The organism is Winogradskyella flava, from assembly GCF_014243395.1.
GTDB lineage: Bacteria > Bacteroidota > Bacteroidia > Flavobacteriales > Flavobacteriaceae > Winogradskyella > Winogradskyella flava.
This window is the reverse complement of the sequence record NZ_JACLCP010000002.1, coordinates 253,028-271,033: the sequence shown is the minus strand read 5'-3', so window position 1 is coordinate 271,033 and position 18,006 is coordinate 253,028. Positions and strand designations below refer to the sequence as shown.

At 37.1% G+C, this 18,006-nt stretch carries 10 protein-coding genes; 9 read left to right on the top strand and 1 reads right to left on the bottom strand.

The annotated features are described in order from the left end of the window. The first annotated feature begins 459 nt into the window (after positions 1-459). The 6 genes from H7F21_RS08340 (at position 460) to H7F21_RS08315 (ending at position 11,337) form a co-directional block, all read left to right on the top strand. Entirely contained in the window at positions 460-3,750 is a 3,291-nt protein-coding gene (locus H7F21_RS08340) for a glycosyl hydrolase (protein WP_185788816.1), read from the top strand. Positions 3,751-3,763: 13 nt separating this feature from the next. Next, the gene (locus tag H7F21_RS08335) at positions 3,764-6,574 is read left to right on the top strand and encodes a S9 family peptidase (RefSeq protein WP_185788815.1); all 2,811 of its coding nucleotides are present in this window, start codon (positions 3,764-3,766) and stop codon (positions 6,572-6,574) included. Positions 6,575-6,657: 83 nt separating this feature from the next. After that, a complete protein-coding gene (locus H7F21_RS08330) occupies positions 6,658-7,452 on the top strand; it encodes an AraC family transcriptional regulator (RefSeq protein ID WP_185788814.1) in 795 nt (264 codons plus the stop codon). An 86-nt stretch (positions 7,453-7,538) separates the two neighbouring features. Next, complete coding sequence (locus H7F21_RS08325; protein ID WP_185788813.1) at positions 7,539-8,072, top strand: hypothetical protein; 534 nt, start codon at positions 7,539-7,541, stop codon at positions 8,070-8,072. Positions 8,073-8,077: 5 nt separating this feature from the next. Beyond that, positions 8,078-9,253, top strand: coding sequence for a hypothetical protein (locus H7F21_RS08320; protein ID WP_185788812.1), 1,176 nt, complete (start codon positions 8,078-8,080; stop codon positions 9,251-9,253). Positions 9,254-9,336: 83 nt separating this feature from the next. After that, a complete protein-coding gene (locus tag H7F21_RS08315; RefSeq protein WP_185788811.1) occupies positions 9,337-11,337 on the top strand; it encodes a serine hydrolase domain-containing protein in 2,001 nt (666 codons plus the stop codon). A gap of 91 nt (positions 11,338-11,428) precedes the next feature. On the opposite strand, the gene H7F21_RS08310 is transcribed toward H7F21_RS08315, so the two are convergent. Beyond that, a complete protein-coding gene (locus H7F21_RS08310) occupies positions 11,429-14,686 on the bottom strand; it encodes a WD40/YVTN/BNR-like repeat-containing protein (RefSeq protein WP_185788810.1) in 3,258 nt (1,085 codons plus the stop codon). 211 nt (positions 14,687-14,897) lie between these two features. On the opposite strand from H7F21_RS08310, the gene H7F21_RS08305 reads away from it, so the two are divergent. Genes H7F21_RS08305 through H7F21_RS08295 form a run of 3 tightly spaced genes read left to right on the top strand, consistent with a single transcriptional unit; the run spans position 14,898 to position 17,899 of the window. Further along, positions 14,898-16,112, top strand: coding sequence for a serine hydrolase domain-containing protein (locus tag H7F21_RS08305; RefSeq protein WP_185788809.1), 1,215 nt, complete (start codon positions 14,898-14,900; stop codon positions 16,110-16,112). After that, positions 16,105-17,130 carry a sensor histidine kinase gene (locus H7F21_RS08300; protein ID WP_185788808.1) on the top strand — a complete coding sequence of 342 codons (1,026 nt, stop codon included), beginning with the start codon at positions 16,105-16,107 and terminating at the stop codon, positions 17,128-17,130. Before H7F21_RS08305 ends, H7F21_RS08300 begins: the two co-directional genes overlap by 8 nt. 10 nt (positions 17,131-17,140) lie before the next feature. Further along, a complete protein-coding gene (locus tag H7F21_RS08295; protein WP_185788807.1) occupies positions 17,141-17,899 on the top strand; it encodes a LytR/AlgR family response regulator transcription factor in 759 nt (252 codons plus the stop codon). Positions 17,900-18,006: the final 107 nt, after the last annotated feature.

Genomic DNA, 18,006 nt, shown 5'->3' with positions numbered 1-18,006 from the left:
TTGCTCTGTATTTTTATAAAATTCGTCACTTCGAGTGGATTTTTCGATTAATAATGAGAAAAATTTGTATCGAGAAGTAGAATTTTTCCAACAAAAGGTTCTCGATAGTCCTGCTGGGCGCAGTCGAAGTACCATTTTTTAAGCTACGCTTAGGTATCTTCAATCAAAATATATTTTGATTTCAATAATCTCAAAATCACTCGAACTGACAACGACCCGTAATTTTATTCTCAAAACACATAATGAGACAGAATCATCTTAAGGGCTAAAAAGGCTTACAAAAGCATAAATTTACAACGGTCTTATCATGTAATTGCATTAAAAAGAACTATATTTAAATGCTCCGAAAACGCTCATAAACACCTCTATTTAAGTATGTGGTTGTCATAGTGATACCTAGTAAAACTGTGACACTAACACATTTATAACGTGATTAACCAACCCTTAGATTTCCACAATATGAAAAAATTATCAATGCTATTCCTAGGACTTTGTCTTAGTTTTAGTTCGGTTTGTGATGCCCAGAAAAAATCCAAAAAGCAAAAAGACGAGAAGACACCCTTAGAAACCTTAAGTATTTCGGGTCTTAAATGGCGTAATGTTGGTCCTGCTTTAACATCGGGACGCATATCAGATTTTGCTTTTAATCCTAGTAATCCTTTTGAATATTATGTGGCCACCTCTTCAGGTGGTGTATGGAAAACCATAAATTCTGGCGTCACTTATGAGCCTATTTTTGATGCTCAAGGCTCGTATTCCATTGGCTGTGTCACCATGGATCCCAATAATCCAAATGTAATCTGGGTAGGTACTGGTGAAAACAACAATCAGCGTTCCGTGGCCTATGGTGATGGCGTTTACAAATCTTCGGATGGCGGTAAATCTTGGAACCATATGGGGCTTAAAACCTCAGAACATATTGGCAAGATCATCGTACACCCTGAGAATTCGGATATTATTTATGTTGCGGCCATTGGCCCTCTATGGAATAAAGGTGGAGAAAGAGGACTCTATAAATCTGAGGATGGTGGCAAAACCTGGAATTCAATCATTGAAGTTGATGAACATACAGGCGTCAATGATGTTGTTATGGATCCTAGAGATCCTAATGTACTTTATGCGTCTACATTGCAAAGACGACGTCACGTGTTTACATATGTCGGAGGAGGACCAGGATCTGCGATGCATAAAAGTCTGGATGGCGGCAACACTTGGACAACCATTAACAAGGGATTACCAAAAGAGGAATTGGGTCGCATAGGACTGGCAATTTCTCCAGCAAATCCAGAAATTATCTATGCTATTGTAGAAGCAGCCAATGGGAAAGGTGGATTCTTTGCTTCAACCAATAGAGGTGCAAGCTGGGAAAAACGCAGTTCGCATGTAACCAGCGGAAATTATTACCAAGAAATCATTGCAGACCCCATAGACGAACATACGGTATATTCTATGGATACTTGGATGTCTGTTACTCATAATGGCGGAAAAACATTCGATTTAGTGGGTGAAGACACTAAACATGTCGATAACCATTGTATGTGGATTAATCCGAGTAATAACAAACATTGGGTTGTTGGTTGCGATGGTGGTATCTATGAAACTTTTGATGCAGCCAAGACTTGGGATTTCAAAAAGAATTTACCCGTGACCCAGTTTTATAAGGTTGCTGTAGATAACGACTATCCCTTTTATAACATTTATGGTGGTACACAGGACAACTTTAGTTTAGGAGGTCCATCGAGAGTATTAACCAATCATGGCATTCGTAATTCAGAATGGTTTATCACTAATGGTGGTGATGGATTCGAATCACAGATCGACCCTAATAATCCAAATATTGTCTATGCACAATCCCAATATGGCGGATTGGTACGCTTTGATAAAAAGAGCGGTGAAACCGTTGGGATAAAGCCCAAAGCGCGTAAGGGTGAAAACGCTTATCGCTTTAATTGGGATGCGCCTTTAGTCGTGAGTAGACATATGCCAGGTCGCTTGTATTTCTCTGCTGAAAAAGTGTTCCGCTCAGATGATTATGGTAACAGTTGGGCCGTCATCAGTGATGATCTGTCACAACAAATCAATAGAAACACACTAAAGGTTTACGATCGTGTTGTGAGTATCGATGCTGTTATGAAAAATGGCTCGACATCGCTTTATGGCAGTATTGTGGCCTTTTCAGAATCACCATTAAATAAAGATTTATTAGCAGCTGGTACTGATGATGGCTTAATTCATATTTCAGAAGATGGTGGAAAGAATTGGAGAACCATTTCCAATATTCCGGGAGCACCAAATCAATCGTATGTCAATAGTGTGTATTTGTCTAAACACAATGAAGACATAGTTTATGTGGCTTTTAATCATCATAAATATGGTGATTTTAAACCTTATGTATTTAAGTCTTCTAATAAGGGACAAAGCTGGATAGCCATACAATCTAACTTACCAGAACGTGGTAGTGCTTATGCCATAGAGGAAGACCATGTAGATGACAAGCTCATTTTTGCAGGTACCGAGTTTGGTGTATTCTTTTCACCAGATCAAGGCCAGCATTGGAAACAGCTCAAAAATGGTTTACCTACCATAGCTGTAAGGGACATTGCCATACAGGAGCGTGAAAACGATTTAATACTCGGTACGTTCGGACGAGGGTTTTATGTGATGGACGATTATTCCGTTTTGCGAACCGTAGAAAATTCAGAATCTGCAGAGGACGCTATAATTTATCCTGTCAGAACAGCGCTCATGTGGGAACAAAGCAGTCCATTAGGCTTACCAGGTAAATCCTTTCAAGGAGACAACTTTTATACTGCCCAAAATTTAGGCCCAGAAGCCGTGATCACCTATTACTATAACTCAGATTATAAATCATTAAAGGATAAGCGACAAAAAGCCGAAAAGGAATTAAAGAAATCCAATAAAGACACGCCATATCCAAGCTATGCCGATCTAAAAGCCGAAAATGAAGAGTCAAAGGAGGAACTGGTTTTTACGATTAAGGATTCAAATGGTAACGTCGTTAAAAAGGAATTTCAATCCGCTAAAAAGGGCATTCAGCGTTTTCATTGGAATTTAAGATACACACGTCAAAATCCAATCAATTTAAATAAGCCCAGGTTTTACAATCCATTTGCGGGTAATGATGAAGGCACCTTAGTAGCGCCTGGCAGCTATACTGTTGAAATGGGTATGCTTAAAAACGGTCAATTGACGCCACTTACCAGTCCTGTAAGCTTTGAAGTTAAAGCACTAGATAATGTCGAAATGCCTGCAGAGAATCGTTCTGAAAAAGTAGCGTTTCAGAAAGCTGTATCTAAGTTGCAAGCTGATTTCGGCATAGCTCAGAACTTAATGTCAGAATCAAGAAACAAACTTAAATATATTAAAGCAGCTATTAAACGTGCAGAGCAACCGTTAGGCAATCTGTCCACTAGTGTTAAGGCGATTGAAATTCAACTCGATGATGTACAGTTGGCCATGTATGGTGATTCGGTAAAGCGTCGTCTCGATATAGATCAACCGCCATCTCCAGCCAGCCGATTAGGATCCATAGGTTGGGAGCAGAAGTATTCAACAGCGACACCAACGCAAACCCATCGTGATAGTTACGCTATAGCCAGAGATGAGATTAAAGTCATTAAGGCCAACATGGAGCGTATTTTCAATGAAGATCTTAAAAACCTAGAGCGAAAGCTTATTGAAAGTGGCGCACCATACACACCTGGACGAGGCTATGAACATAAAAATTAAAACGAATAATCCTATGAAAATTTTACTCGCGTTGGGCATGTTATGCCTTACAATGACTGTAACCGCCCAAAAGAAAATCATGCAACATGAGGACAAGGCCTTATGGAATCGTATAAGAAACGTTAATATTTCAAATTCAGGGGATCATATGCTCTATGCTCTGGAAAAAGGAGAAAAAGATCAGACTCTAAAATTATTGAGCATTAAAGGCGAAGAGCTATTGTCTTACAACAGAAGCAAGGGCGGACAATTTTCCCATGATTCCAACTATGCTGTATTTGCGGTTAATGCGTGGAAAGACAGTATCCGAGAAATGAAACGACGAAAAGTCAAGAAAAAGGATTTACCTAAGGATACCTTGATGATCTATGATATCAAATCGAAGTCACTTCAAAAGATTCCTAACGTCAAGTCCTATAAAATGCCTGAAAAATGGTCTGGAATTGTAGCCTATATGCTCGAAGCACCACAACCTCCAAAAAAGGATACCACCAAAACCAAGGAAGCAGATTCCGTAAAAACAAAAAAGAAAAAGCTAAAGAAGGTCTCTAAGGATAATGGCTTTCACCTGGTGATTAGAAATTTAGAAACAGGCGTGGAAGATACCTTGAAGTATGTGCATCGCTATGCGATAGCCAAGGAGGGACGTCATCTCGTTTATGCCACTTCAGGAGTCGTTGATAGTCTTGGTGGTGGCGTATATCATTACGATGTCGATAAGTCTGCAAAAACGCAATTGCTATCCAGTCATCATAAGACCAAATACCCACAATTGGGTATTTCAGAATCTGGTAAACGTATCGGATTTGTTATAGATGCAGACTCTACCAAAAGTCTTATAAAGACCCCTCAACTTTATGCTTGGAATCAGGGTGATTCGACTGCCAATATGATTGTAGATTCTGAAAACAATGCTTCAAAATTATTAGTGTCTGGTGATCAAAACCTACAATTTTCAAAAAATGAGGACCGCTTGTTTTTTGGACTACGTACCACACCCATTGTTCAGGATACGACCTTACTCGATGAGGAAATCGTGAATGTTGAAGTTTGGACCTATGATGAGCCCAGATTATACACCGTTCAGGAGTTGGATGCTAAGAACGACAAGAAAAAAGCCTATTTAACCTTGTATGATTTCAATAAGAAGCAAATGATTCCGATTGCGGACACCACTTATGATCGCGTACGCTATGGCGATGAAGGTAATAGTACCTATGCCATAGTAGCAAACGTAACACCTTACCAACTTCAAAGCCAATGGACAGCACAATTGCCAATGGATATACAACGTGTGGATTTAAATACAGGAGAGCGCCAACAATTGGGCACTAAAATCTATGGTGGATCGTCCCTAAGTCCAAAAGGCAAATACCTTTACGGCTACAGTAGAAAGGACAGCACATGGTTTACCTATAACCTACAAACACTTAAATATACGGCATTGACCAAAGGCAAACAATTCTATAACGAATTGCACGATTATCCAGATGATCCTTATAGTTATGGCTCGGCAGGATGGACCGAAGATGATGACCGATTCCTCATTTACGATCGTTTTGACATTTGGGCATTCGATCCCGATACAGGTGCTTCCGAAAATTTAACCAATGGCAGAGCCTCCCAATTGCGCTATCGCTACCTGAAATTGGATAGGGACGAACGCTCCATCCCAAAGGGGAACACTTGGATGTTAAGCACCTTTAATGAGGCAACCAAGCACGGTGGTTTTGCCAGTTATAATCCTAAGACAAAGACCCTAAAACCATTGATTGAAGGTCCTTATGTCTATGAGCGACCTTGGTTGGCACAAAAGGATAAAAAAGAACGCCTGCTATTTACGAGACAATCGTTTACCGAGTTCCCTAACTTGTGGAGTAGTAATACCAGTTTTAAATCACCCAAGCAGATTACGGATGCTAATCCACAGCAAAGTGATTATAATTGGGGCACGGCCGAAATGGTAGAATGGGTATCCTTAGATGGCAAACCTTTAAAAGGCATGCTCATTAAACCCGAGAATTTCGATCCCAACAAGCAATACCCAATGATCGTGAATTTCTATGAAAAGAGTTCGGATAGATTGTATCGCCATCGCCTACCATCTTATGGCAGAAGTACTATTAACTATCCATTTTACGCTAGTCGTGGTTATGTGATTTTTAATCCAGACGTGTCTTATCGCGATGGTTATCCTGGTGAGAGCGCCTTTAATTGCGTGATACCTGGCGTAACGGCATTAATAGATAAAGGCTTTATCGATAAGGATAATATTGGTGTGCAAGGCCATAGTTGGGGTGGTTATCAGATTGCGTATTTGGTCACGAAGACCGATATTTTTAAAGCGGCAGAATCTGGTGCGCCAGTACCCAATATGATCAGTGCATATGGTGGTATCCGCTGGTGGACAGGCTTAAGCCGTCAGTTCCAATACGAACATACACAGAGTCGGATAGGAGGTACACCTTGGGAATATCCGCAGCGCTATGTTGAAAACTCCCCCATTTTTAATATCGATAAGATTAATACACCTTTACTCATTATGCATAACGACGCTGATGGTCATGTGCCTTGGTATCAAGGTATAGAATTCTTTGTAAGCTTAAGACGATTGGGTAAACCCTCTTGGTTTCTCAACTATAATGGAGAACCACATTGGCCACTAAAATGGCAAAATCGCATTGATTTTAATATTAGGATGGCTCAGTTTTTTGATCATTATCTCAAAGGCGAACCCAAACCGGTTTGGATGGAACGTGGTGTCCCTGCCCTCGAAAAAGGGATTAACCAAGGGTATGACTATGTGGAAAGCGATAAGGATTAGTTCATAGGTTTTAGACTATAAGATAAAGTCCCTCAAGACACAAAAAATTAATCCCTATCTTAATGCTTTAAATACTACATGAAATGCTAACATTACACAAGGGCGCGTACACTGGTAAAATTGTAAGGCATTTTAATGTAGACAAAAACCTAATCACTAATACCATTAATACTTACGAGCAAAGCACTCCGTACTGGCATTGTCATGAAAAGCTTAATATTAGTTTTGTATTTCAGGGTGGAAAAGCCGAAACTAAAAAAAAGCAGTCGTACGCTAAAAACGGTGGAAGTATCTTCTTTTATCATTCCGGAGAACTACATCGCTGGATCGCGCCAAATCCAATTTCTAAAAGCATTAATGTAGAAATTGAAGCCGATTTTTTAAAAAAGTATCATCTCAACGAAGATGATATAAAACAATCCATACATAATAACATTGATTCTAAGGCATTGCTATTAAAAATGCAAAAGGAAATGCAAATCAATGACGAGACTAGTGCTACGGCGATACAAACCTTATTATTTGAGTTAGTCAGTTTCTCTAACACCAAATCGGATAAACGTGAACCTCGTTGGGTTAATCTATTACGTGAACTGCTTAATGATAATTGGAACAAACAACTACGGCTTAATGACATGGCTAAAATCGTTGGTGTACATCCCGTTACTATTTCCAAATATTTTAGAAGATACTTTTCCTGTACTTTAGGAGCGTATCAACGTAAGTTAAAAACGAATCGCAGTATTGATTTGATAAAAAACTCACAATTATCGCTATCTGAAATCGCTTATGCCTGTGGTTTTGCGGATCAAAGTCATTTCATTAGAAGTTTTAAGCAACAAACCAACTTTCTTCCCAAAGATTTTCGACGTTTCTAGTGATACGCTAATTTCATTCTATTTTCATACTATGTATCAAGGTATTTTTGGTAATAATGAAAAAGATATGTTTTAAAACTCTCACTATGACATTACTAAGCAATACAATTATAGCTATCGTTTTATGTTTTACTACAGTCTGTTTTTCGCAAAGCTCCAATGCCTATAAAGTCATATACGCTGCGGATGAAGAAGGTAAAGCTATTTTTGGGGACAGAGAGACATTAGTAGACTATACAAACAATGGCAATCCTATTAGAGTAGGTTGGGATTTGCGCATTCAAACAAAAGATTCCATATACACAATGTCGCATTGGGCTGATGCAGGATTTATAACCATACTAGAAGGTCATGTATTTGCGCAGGTTAGACCAATTTATGCCCAAGGCCCAAAACGTCCTGCAGAAAATGAAATCCCAGCTGTTTTTTTGACTAATGCAGAACCCAATAGTTGGATTGCTATCATTGGTACAACTGGAGTTATGAGACAAAAGTTTAAACGCGATAAAAAAATGATTGACATGTTAAAGCAAACCATGACTGAAAAAGAAATAGATGAATTTTTAAAGGATCGAGAACTAATCAATGTATCAACTAAATGGGCTGTACTAGAACAATAAAAACTGTGATTTGTATCGTCTTGTGTTTGTCAGTTGGTGCTTTCAGTTTTGCACAACATGAAGACTATAAGAGGATTCAAATTAATAAACATCTTCAAACTGTATTAAACGATTCTATAGGTAAAAAAATAATCAATCAATTAGATTTGTTGTTCTTACAAATCGCGAAAGGTAGCATTGATGAAAACATCATTAGCAAACCCCATAAAGACTTAACAATAGCGGTATTAAATGGGTTACAAGGCATAAAGCGCTTTAGCAATAGATCCGATAGTCTAAATCATTATCAAAAACAGCTTATCAAGTTTTATCCTATTTCAGAGCATGTGTATTCGGTTTCTATCGCTATTCTAAATACAAACACAAAAGGAGAACCTAGGACTTTAAAAACCATTTTAAGGCTCATCGCAGAAGATGATAACGGACTCATAACACTTTCAATTCCATTGAAATACATGACAAGAAACTGGAAATCTAAAAAAGTTGGAAACATTACATATGTCTACAGCGATACCATTCAATTAGAAAGAGCGCATAAATTCAATACCAAGAATACTATTATGTCTAAAAAGTTGAACGTTCCAACAGAGCAGTTCAAATTTTATATGTGTGAGAACTATCAAGAGATTCTAAGGCTTTTAGGTTATGAATATCAGTTAGAATCTGCTTCTACCTATAAACTAGGTTATGGTGTAGAGGAGGGCTATATATTTTCAATTATGAATAACGAAGATTTCTCTCATGATGTATTTCACTATTATTCTGGGAAAATCCATGTGGCTAAAAACAGAAATTGGATAGCAGAAGAAGGCATTGCATGCAGCTGGGGAAATGCCTATTATGTTGATAAACATGGAGAAATGATTGAGCTAAATAGACTTGTAGGAGAATTGAAAGCCTATCTCTTAAAACATAATGATAAAGATCTACTAGGTCTGTTTGAAAATAACACTAAAATATTCAATCATATCGATTCAGATTTATCGGTTCGTACTGTTATTTCTGGCGTCATTTGTAATGAAATCGAACACAAAAAAGGCATTGACGGTATTCTTTCAATCATTAACAGTGGTAGAATACCCAACTCCATGGATGCTTATTTTAAGGTTTTAGATGCATTACTCGGTATTAATACATCTACATTCAATATTGAAGTCTGGAAGCTATTAGAGAATTATTAATCCTTTGACATCTTTAATCATTTTGTTTGTTCAAATGGAAGTTGGTACAGCAAACCTAATATTCAAATCAAAACTAAATCAATATGACATTTAAACAAATCATCTTAATTACGCTCTCTTTTATCACCCTCACTATAAACGCTCAGAAAGTTTCAGTAAATCACGTGGGTGAAATTTTTACTAGAGATTTTGATGAAGAAAAATTTCACGAGTACGAAGTAAAACTTGTTAAAAATGAATTCTTCTTAGCGTCTATTACAGATCAAGGAATCGATGTTAAAGCAACGGTTTATATTAACGATGGCTCAAAACTATTAGAATTTGATGACAATGGGTTTAATGGGGAATTCATCAAAATAAATTCAAAACATGGCGGCACATATCTTATAAAAGTTGAGCCTTACACGATACAAAATACATCAGGCAAATACAGTTTACAGATTGAAGCGATAGAGACCATCGGTTTGACGAAAACAGACAGAATAAAACAACATTTAAAATTTTGGGAAAGCCATATTTCGGAAGACATTTCAGGATTGGGTTTAGTAATTATAAAAGATGGGGAAACCGTCTTAAAAAATACTTATGGAAAAGCCAATTTAGAATACAATATTCCACTATCAAATAATTCAATTTTCGACATTGCCTCACTGGCAAAACAATTTACAGGGTTCGCTATTGCAACGTTGGTGGAAGACCATAAGCTCGCACTTGAAGACGATGTTTCCAAATATATTCCAGAACTACCGGATTTTGGAGTTCAATTAAAAGTTTCTGATTTAATCTATCATACCAGTGGCCTTAGGGATATAGGCGAATTGTTTGATTTAGGTGCCTTTGGAAACCGTTTAACGTCAAATAAAGTCTTGGAAATAGTGAGTAATCAAAAAGCCCTTAACTTTCAACCTGGTACTTCACATAGCTATTCCAATACTGGTTATGTGCTTTTAGCGGTAATCGTAGAACGCATTACAAATCAAACTATCGGAGAATGGAGTAGCACTACTATTTTTAATCCATTACAAATGAAAAACTCATTTGTAAATGATAATCCAGAATTGGTCATAAAAAATAGAGCTGTTGCCTATAATTATAATAAAGGAAAACCGAATTTTAGACAAGAAAATGGAATGGCGTTAATTGGTTCTAGTGCCGTCTATACTTCAATGAACGACATTACCAAATGGTTACAGTTTTTACAATCAAATAAAGCCGAGGATAAACGATTGATTACAATGATGACAACCAAGGGAAAATTAACAAATGGTGATGACATCAACTACGGTTTTGGTCTTAGCGTATCCGAATACAACGGATTAAAATTTATTAGTCATAGCGGTGCCACACCTGCAGGTTTTAATACATTGATCGGTCATTTTCCGGATCAAAAATTATCCTTCGCCATCTTCTCGAATACAGGATCGATTAATCCCATTGAAGTAATAGGAAAGGACATAATTTCTATTTTTTTAAAGGATTTATTTGAAAAACCTCTTAATGATTTACCAAAACAGCTATTAGACGTTGAAGCTACAAAACTGTTGGAAGGACATTATCAGTTTAGCGAAGACATGACGGTCCATTTTTTTATTGAAAACGACAAATTTTATGTCAATGCAAATAAAGACATTCATCAGTTAGAACCAATAGATGCTACAAATTTTCGTTTAAGTGCTTTAGATTCGAATATAGAATTTATTTTGGATGAAGAAAACAAAGCATTTAAGGCCATTATAAGTTCTGGAGATAATATTATTGCAGACATGCCTAAAGTATCTGCAATAATGGATACTTCTGTTGCAAAAGTGACTCAAAAAAAGGCGCCATTAAATACTGAAAGATTTGTGGGTAAATATTACAGTGATGAGTTACTTATGAGTATTGATGTTAAAAAACGTAATACTAAACTTTGCTTGCAATCGTCTAAGCATGGCGTTGTTCCCATAAAGCATGAAAAAGAGAACTATTTTAGTGGATTTGGCGATTTAGAATTTATTATAAAGGATGATCATTCGGTTACAGGCTTTAAATTAACTCGAGGACATCGAATGAAAGATGTCTATTTTAAGAAGGTTTTGTTTTAAGATCATCTTTTCTGAGCCCAACATAATCTATATCGTTCTATAACAGCGTGGCTGTCATAGAACTAAGATTATTTTAATAGTATAAATTCATTTAATCATCAATATAAGGTGCACCAGCAGCACGTAATTCAGTCTTTAAATTATCGATAGCGGTTTGAATGGCTTTCAATTCACTATTGGCCTTATTCAGCATGGTATCAATAACTTGCATCTGTGTTTTGTTGGTGGCTGTTGGACCATAGGTGGATCGCGATAAGCTTAAATAAATGGTAAACAGTTTGTCATTCACAGATGGTGGATTTTTTTCACCAATTTCCATACGCGCTTGATTGCCATAATACCCTGATTTCAAACTGTTGATTTGATTCCTGATGGTCTCTAATTGTTTTAGTCCAACTTCAGGATTCATGGTGCTATGCATGACGGCCTTGTTCAGTGCCTTAGATTGTTTTTCGATCTTGGTCATGGATTTATCTATAACACTTGCTTTGCGTGAGGCCTCTTCAAAACTACGCCAAAAAGCAGAAGCCACTTCTGGTGTTGCACCTTTTAGGGTGCTTTCGTAGAGGGACTTTACATTAAACGTTACAGGATCATCGATTTGTTTTACAACAGCATTATGCGCTAAGTACATGGTCGCACTATAAGTTCCTGGTGCTGCCAATAGGCCCTGAGGTCCTTGATCATTATTGGCCTGTGCATCGTTGAGCGCAATAGGATTCAAATCGGGATATCTTAAATCCCATGCTATGCGGTTTAAACCTGCTTTGGCTTCAGTAGCCATATTTCGTACCACATCGCCGTCACTATTTTTAATCACAAAGACCAATTGTGGTTTGTTTTCAAAGGTTTCAGCTTCCAAGGCCTCCCAACCTGGAAAAGGAATGTTACTCGTCTTTGATTTTTCTTCCCTGGATTGGCGCTGCTCCTTTTGAAGCTTTGGTACCTCTTTGAGATAGTAGGTCATCAGTGCACCAAACTCAGGATTAGGCGCTATAAAATGCGAATCGCCTTGACTACCTTTATTGGGTTCAAAACTGAGATGTGATTTTTGGATATACCACCAAGCATCACGAATAGCAAACAATTTCCCTTCAGCATTTAAATCGTTTTTAGAGGTATGCCTTAAGGTTGTATAATCATCAAGGATATAAAACCCACGACCAAAAGACGCTGCCACCAAATCATTCTCACGCCTTTGTATCGCTAAATCCCTAAATGAAATGGTTGGAACATTTCCTTTTAAGGCCTTCCATTGTTTACCGCCATCATTTGAGAAAAACAAACCAAATTCAGTACCGATAAACAACAGGTTTGGATCGACATGATCTTGTACCAGTCGCCATACCAAATGCTTGTTCGGAATCGTTTTTGTTAGCGATGTCCACGATTTTCCCTTATCCGTACTCTTGTACAGATACGGCTTAAAATCGCCATACTTATGATTATCCAGAGCCACATAAACGGTATTCGCATCATGCAGATCCGCTTTAATATCATTAACGAAAGCGGTTTCAGGGACGCCGGGTAATTGACTCACCTTAATTTGTCTCCAGCTTGTACCATCGTTCTCGGTAACATTAATAAAGCCATCATCCGTACCTGCGTAGAGTAAACCTTTCTGCTTCGGAGATTCGGAAAGTGAGGTGATGGTATTGTAATTAGACATGGCGTAGACATCCCAAGCATTATCCCAAGACTGCTGTTTTCCCATGATGGGCAAAGTAATCCGTTCTTCATTTTTTGTAAGATCATCGGAAATGGCGGTCCATGAGTCGCCACGATTTTCTGATTTCCAAACACGCTGCGAAGCAAAGTAGATGGTCGAAGGCTGGTGTGGACTGACCAAAATAGGCGCATCCCAATTAAAGCGTTGAATGGCATCACCAGGTGCTGGTTGTGGTTGTATATCTACAGCTTCACCAGTTTTCATATCCAAACGCGATAAGGTACCCTCTTGGCGCTCGGCATAAACAATATTTGGATTACCAGGTTCCGTGGCGGGCTGATGTCCATCCCAATTCAGCACGACGCTCCAATCACTATTCTGAATACCATGAAGGTTATCGGTACGTGAAGGACCTCTTTCCGTACTGTTATCCTGAGTACCACCATAGATATTATAGAACGGCTCAGCATCATCTACAGCGAGCTTATAAAATTGGGTAACTGGCAGGTTTTCAATGTATTTCCATGATTTAGTTAAATCAAAGGATTCATACAATCCGCCGTCAGTACCTACTAATAAATAATTGGGATCGTTCTTTTTAAAGGCAATCGCATGGTTGTCGCCATGCTTGTTTTTATTGTTCATTCTGTAGAAGGTCTTGCCACCATCCTCAGAAATTTGCATGGTATTATCCATAAGATACAAGCGATCTTTTTGGTGTGGTGATGCAAATAATTCTTGATAATAATGTGGTCCCGTACCACCAGTGATTGTATTGGATTGTTTGGACCAAGAGCTTCCGCCATCGTCTGAACGATACACGGCACCTTTTCTCCGATCGAGCTCAATCGCTGCATACAGCGTATTTGGATTATGAGGTGAGATGGCCAAACCGGTTTTGCCCATGGCGGATTTTGGCAAGCCATGGCTTAATTTTTCCCAAGTATCACCACCATCATTACTACGGTATAAGGCAGTGCCTGGGCCATTGCCCATATAGGCGGCTACCGTTCTATGACGTTGCCACGTTGCGGCGTACATACGATCTGGATTGGTAGGGTCATACACCAGTTCCGTAACACCAGTCCATGCATCGTCGCCAAGTGTTTTTTTCCAAGTCTTACCACCATCACTACTTTTGTATAGACCGCGTTGACCACCTTTGTTCCAAAGCGGACCTTGTGCCGTCACCCATACCACATTACTATCCTCGGGATGCACAATAACACGAGAGATATGCTGTGAATCTTTAAGTCCCATATTAGTCCAGGTTTGTCCGCCATCATCACTGCGATAGACACCATCACCAAAACCTACATGTCGGCCACCAACGTCCTCACCAGTACCCACCCAAATCGTTTCTGGACGGTTGGGATCTATGGATACGGTGCCGATGGAGTAGACGCTTTGCTTATCGAATATTGGCGTCCACGTGGTGCCAGAATTGACCGTTTTCCATACCCCTCCAGAACCAACAGCGACATACCATACATTTTCATTGTGTGGATGTATGGCGATATCGGCAATACGACCACTCATAAATGCAGGACCTATAGACCGCAATTCTAAACCACTAAAGGGGTCATCCTTTTTGGCTTTAGTTTTTTCTTGAGCAACACCGCTAAATGTAATGAGCAGGGTTAATATAAATGTGTAGACAATAGATGGAAATCCTTTCATTATATTATTTTGGTTAGGTTAGGCTTAAAGTTAATTAAATTTTGTTAGGTTTTTCAACTCGGTTCATAGAATACTTTTTTTTGTAGTAGGGAAGAAGCCAATCGCATTATTCTACCACTTAATATGAGTTTTATACTGTTTCAACTTTTTTTCTTTTTTTCATTTTTTTCTTTAAACCATATTTATGTTTCATACATAAGACACTTTACAAATGAAAATACGAGTACCTATTATTACAATTGCTTTATTGTATTTTACTAGTTGTTCTAAAGATTCAGATTCTATAGACAGTTACTTAGGCATAGATATTCCAAAAAATTCTATAGATAGTTATTTAGATTCTAAAATGACATCTTATAACATACCTGGTTTATCTATAGCTATCATAAATAATGGTGAGGTTGTCTATCACAAAACAAAAGGATATGCAGACATAGAGCATCAAAAGCCGGTTACCAATAATACCATCTTTGAAGGTGCCTCAATTTCTAAATCGGTTTTTGCCTACTTTGTTATGAAATTTGTAGAAGAAGGTAAACTAGATTTAGATAAACCTCTATACCAATATATGGAATATCCAGATATTGCATATGATGAGCGCTATAAAGCAATAACGGCAAGAATGGTATTAAGTCACAGAACAGGCTTTCCTAATTGGAGAGAAGATGACGATGATGATGTGTTGAAATTAAATTTTGATCCAGGTACTAATTACAGTTATTCTGGCGAAGGCTATCAATATTTAGCGTTAGTATTAAAACATATTGAGCATACAGATTGGAATGGATTAGAGGCCCGTTTTCAAGAAAAAGTTGCCAAACCATTAGGAATGGCACATACGGTGTTTATAGAAAATGAATACACTAACGCTTATAAAGCAGCAGCTTATGTCCCAGAAGGCAAAGTGGATGTTGAGAATAACTATTGGTCAAAAAAAGATAAAGGTATTTTCTCTGCACCATCTTCAATTCACTCAGAAGCTATTGATTTTTCTAAATGGATGATTGCCGTCATGAACAAAGAAGGGTTGACTGAAGAGAGTTATAAGGAGTTATTCAAACCACATTCAATAGTAGAAGAACGAGACTATTACGACATTTATTATACACTTGGTTTTAGCACGCCAAAGATTCCTTTTACCAACATATATCTTCATGGTGGTAATAATATTGGTTTTACATCATGGTTTGCTTTAGATACCCATAAAAATTGGGGTTATGTATTATTTACTAATTCAGAATATGGAGAACGATTAGGTGAAGAGTTATTGCTTTACCTTGCGGCAGGACCAGATAAAACAAAGCTATATTGGCCCATAGGTGGCATATTAGTAATTATAATATGTAGTTTTAGTTATTTTGTGATTCAGATTAGAAAACGAATTAAAAAGGCAAAAGCCAAACACTACAAGACACTGAATGAATAATATCAAGTTTAATAAAACCGATTATCAACTTTTAGGCATTTATTTTTTAGTCTATTGGGTTTGGAATAGTCTTGATATTTTCTTTGAGACCAATCAATTTTCATTTACTGAAACGTTTATTCTAATTCCTGTAAAGATTATCCAAATGACCATACTTTTATGGTTTATTAAATGGGTGATAGAAACCTTTTTAATTACGTATAAGAGTTATATTGGACTATTTAGCATTGGTATATTAGGGCTATTTAGCATTGGTTTTTTCTTCTTTTTATTGATCAACTATTACATTCCTTATGGACATATAAAATGGGAACGACTGCCCTCAATAGGCAGAACCATTTTCTTCAATGTAGAAGATTCTATTATCAATGTTTCCATGCCATTGGTGTTATTTTTTGGAAAGAAATACTACGACTACCGAAAAGATCAATTTATGAGAATTAATGAGCAAAAAGAATTGGAATTAAAGGTGCTACGAGCCCAGTTTGATCCTCATTTCTTATACAACAATCTCAATACTATTGATGCTTTGGTCGATTATTCTTCAAAAGAAACCATTAAGGCATATATTTCCAATTTAGCAGCATTATATCGGAACCTAATTCAGACAAAAGATGAAGAATTGGTGGACTTAAAAAAAGAATTGGATTTAATTAAAAATTATTTTTTTTTAATAGAAACACGTTTTGAAGGAGATTATAGTTTTAAAATCATTGAAAAGGCCTCATTAGATAACAAATATGTCCCTAATGGCGCATTACTGACTTCGATTGAAAATATTGTAAAACACAATATAGCTGATGCGAATAACGCTATTACTACAAGTATTTACATTGAGAAAGAAGTAATTAAAATTATTAACACTAAGAATGGTGCAACACGCAGAGAAGAATCTTTTGGTACCGGTTTAAACAACTTAAAAAAGCGATATCAATTATTAGCAGATAAGACTATAGCGATAGAAGATCGCGACAAAGAATTTATTTTAACGTTACCCATACTACATGTCATTGATTAAATATAAAAGCATGACGATTTTAATTATAGAAGACGAAACGCCAGCATACAAGAAGCTACTAAATTACATTACCAATTATTTTGGAAATCGTTTTGAACACGCGCATGTTAGATCTGTAAGCGATGGAATAGTGGCATTAAAAAGCAATGACGTCTATGATCTTATTTTTGCAGATATTAAAATACTAAACGGCACATCTTTTGACATTTTTAATCAAGTTACATTTTCAATACCTATTATTTTTTGCACGGCCTATGATGAGCATCTATTAAAAGCGTTTCAAACCAACGGTATTGCGTACATCTTAAAACCTTATTCCCAAGAGGATCTAAATCAAGCTATCACAAAATTTGAAACTCTTTTTGAGATACAGCCTTATGATAGAAATATCTTTAATCAATTTAAATCACTATTAGACAATAAAGATAGTCAGTACAAAAAACGTCTCGCCGTAAAGAAAAAAGAAGGTGTTAAACTCATTGATGTCAGCACCATATGTTTAATTGAAGTCTTTGGAGATCAATGTAAATTGTATGATAACGCAGGAATGCTTCACGTCATTACGAAATCCTTGGGTGCATTATACAATGAGCTAAATCCTAATCAATTTTTTAAAATTAACCGCAGTCAGGTTGTACAAATTAATTATATAGAAAATATAGCACCACACAGCAAAAACCGATTATATCTTAAAATAGCGCACATAAAAAATCAAGTTGTCACGAGTTCTAGCATGACTAAAGCCTTCCGAATCTGGTTAGAACATTAATTTTGCATCGCTATTTTAACCCTTTTCATTGCCTATTTACCTGTGTTTAACTTTTTCTGATTTTATAAATTGATATCATACCTCAATTTAGCCATTCAATCAAAATC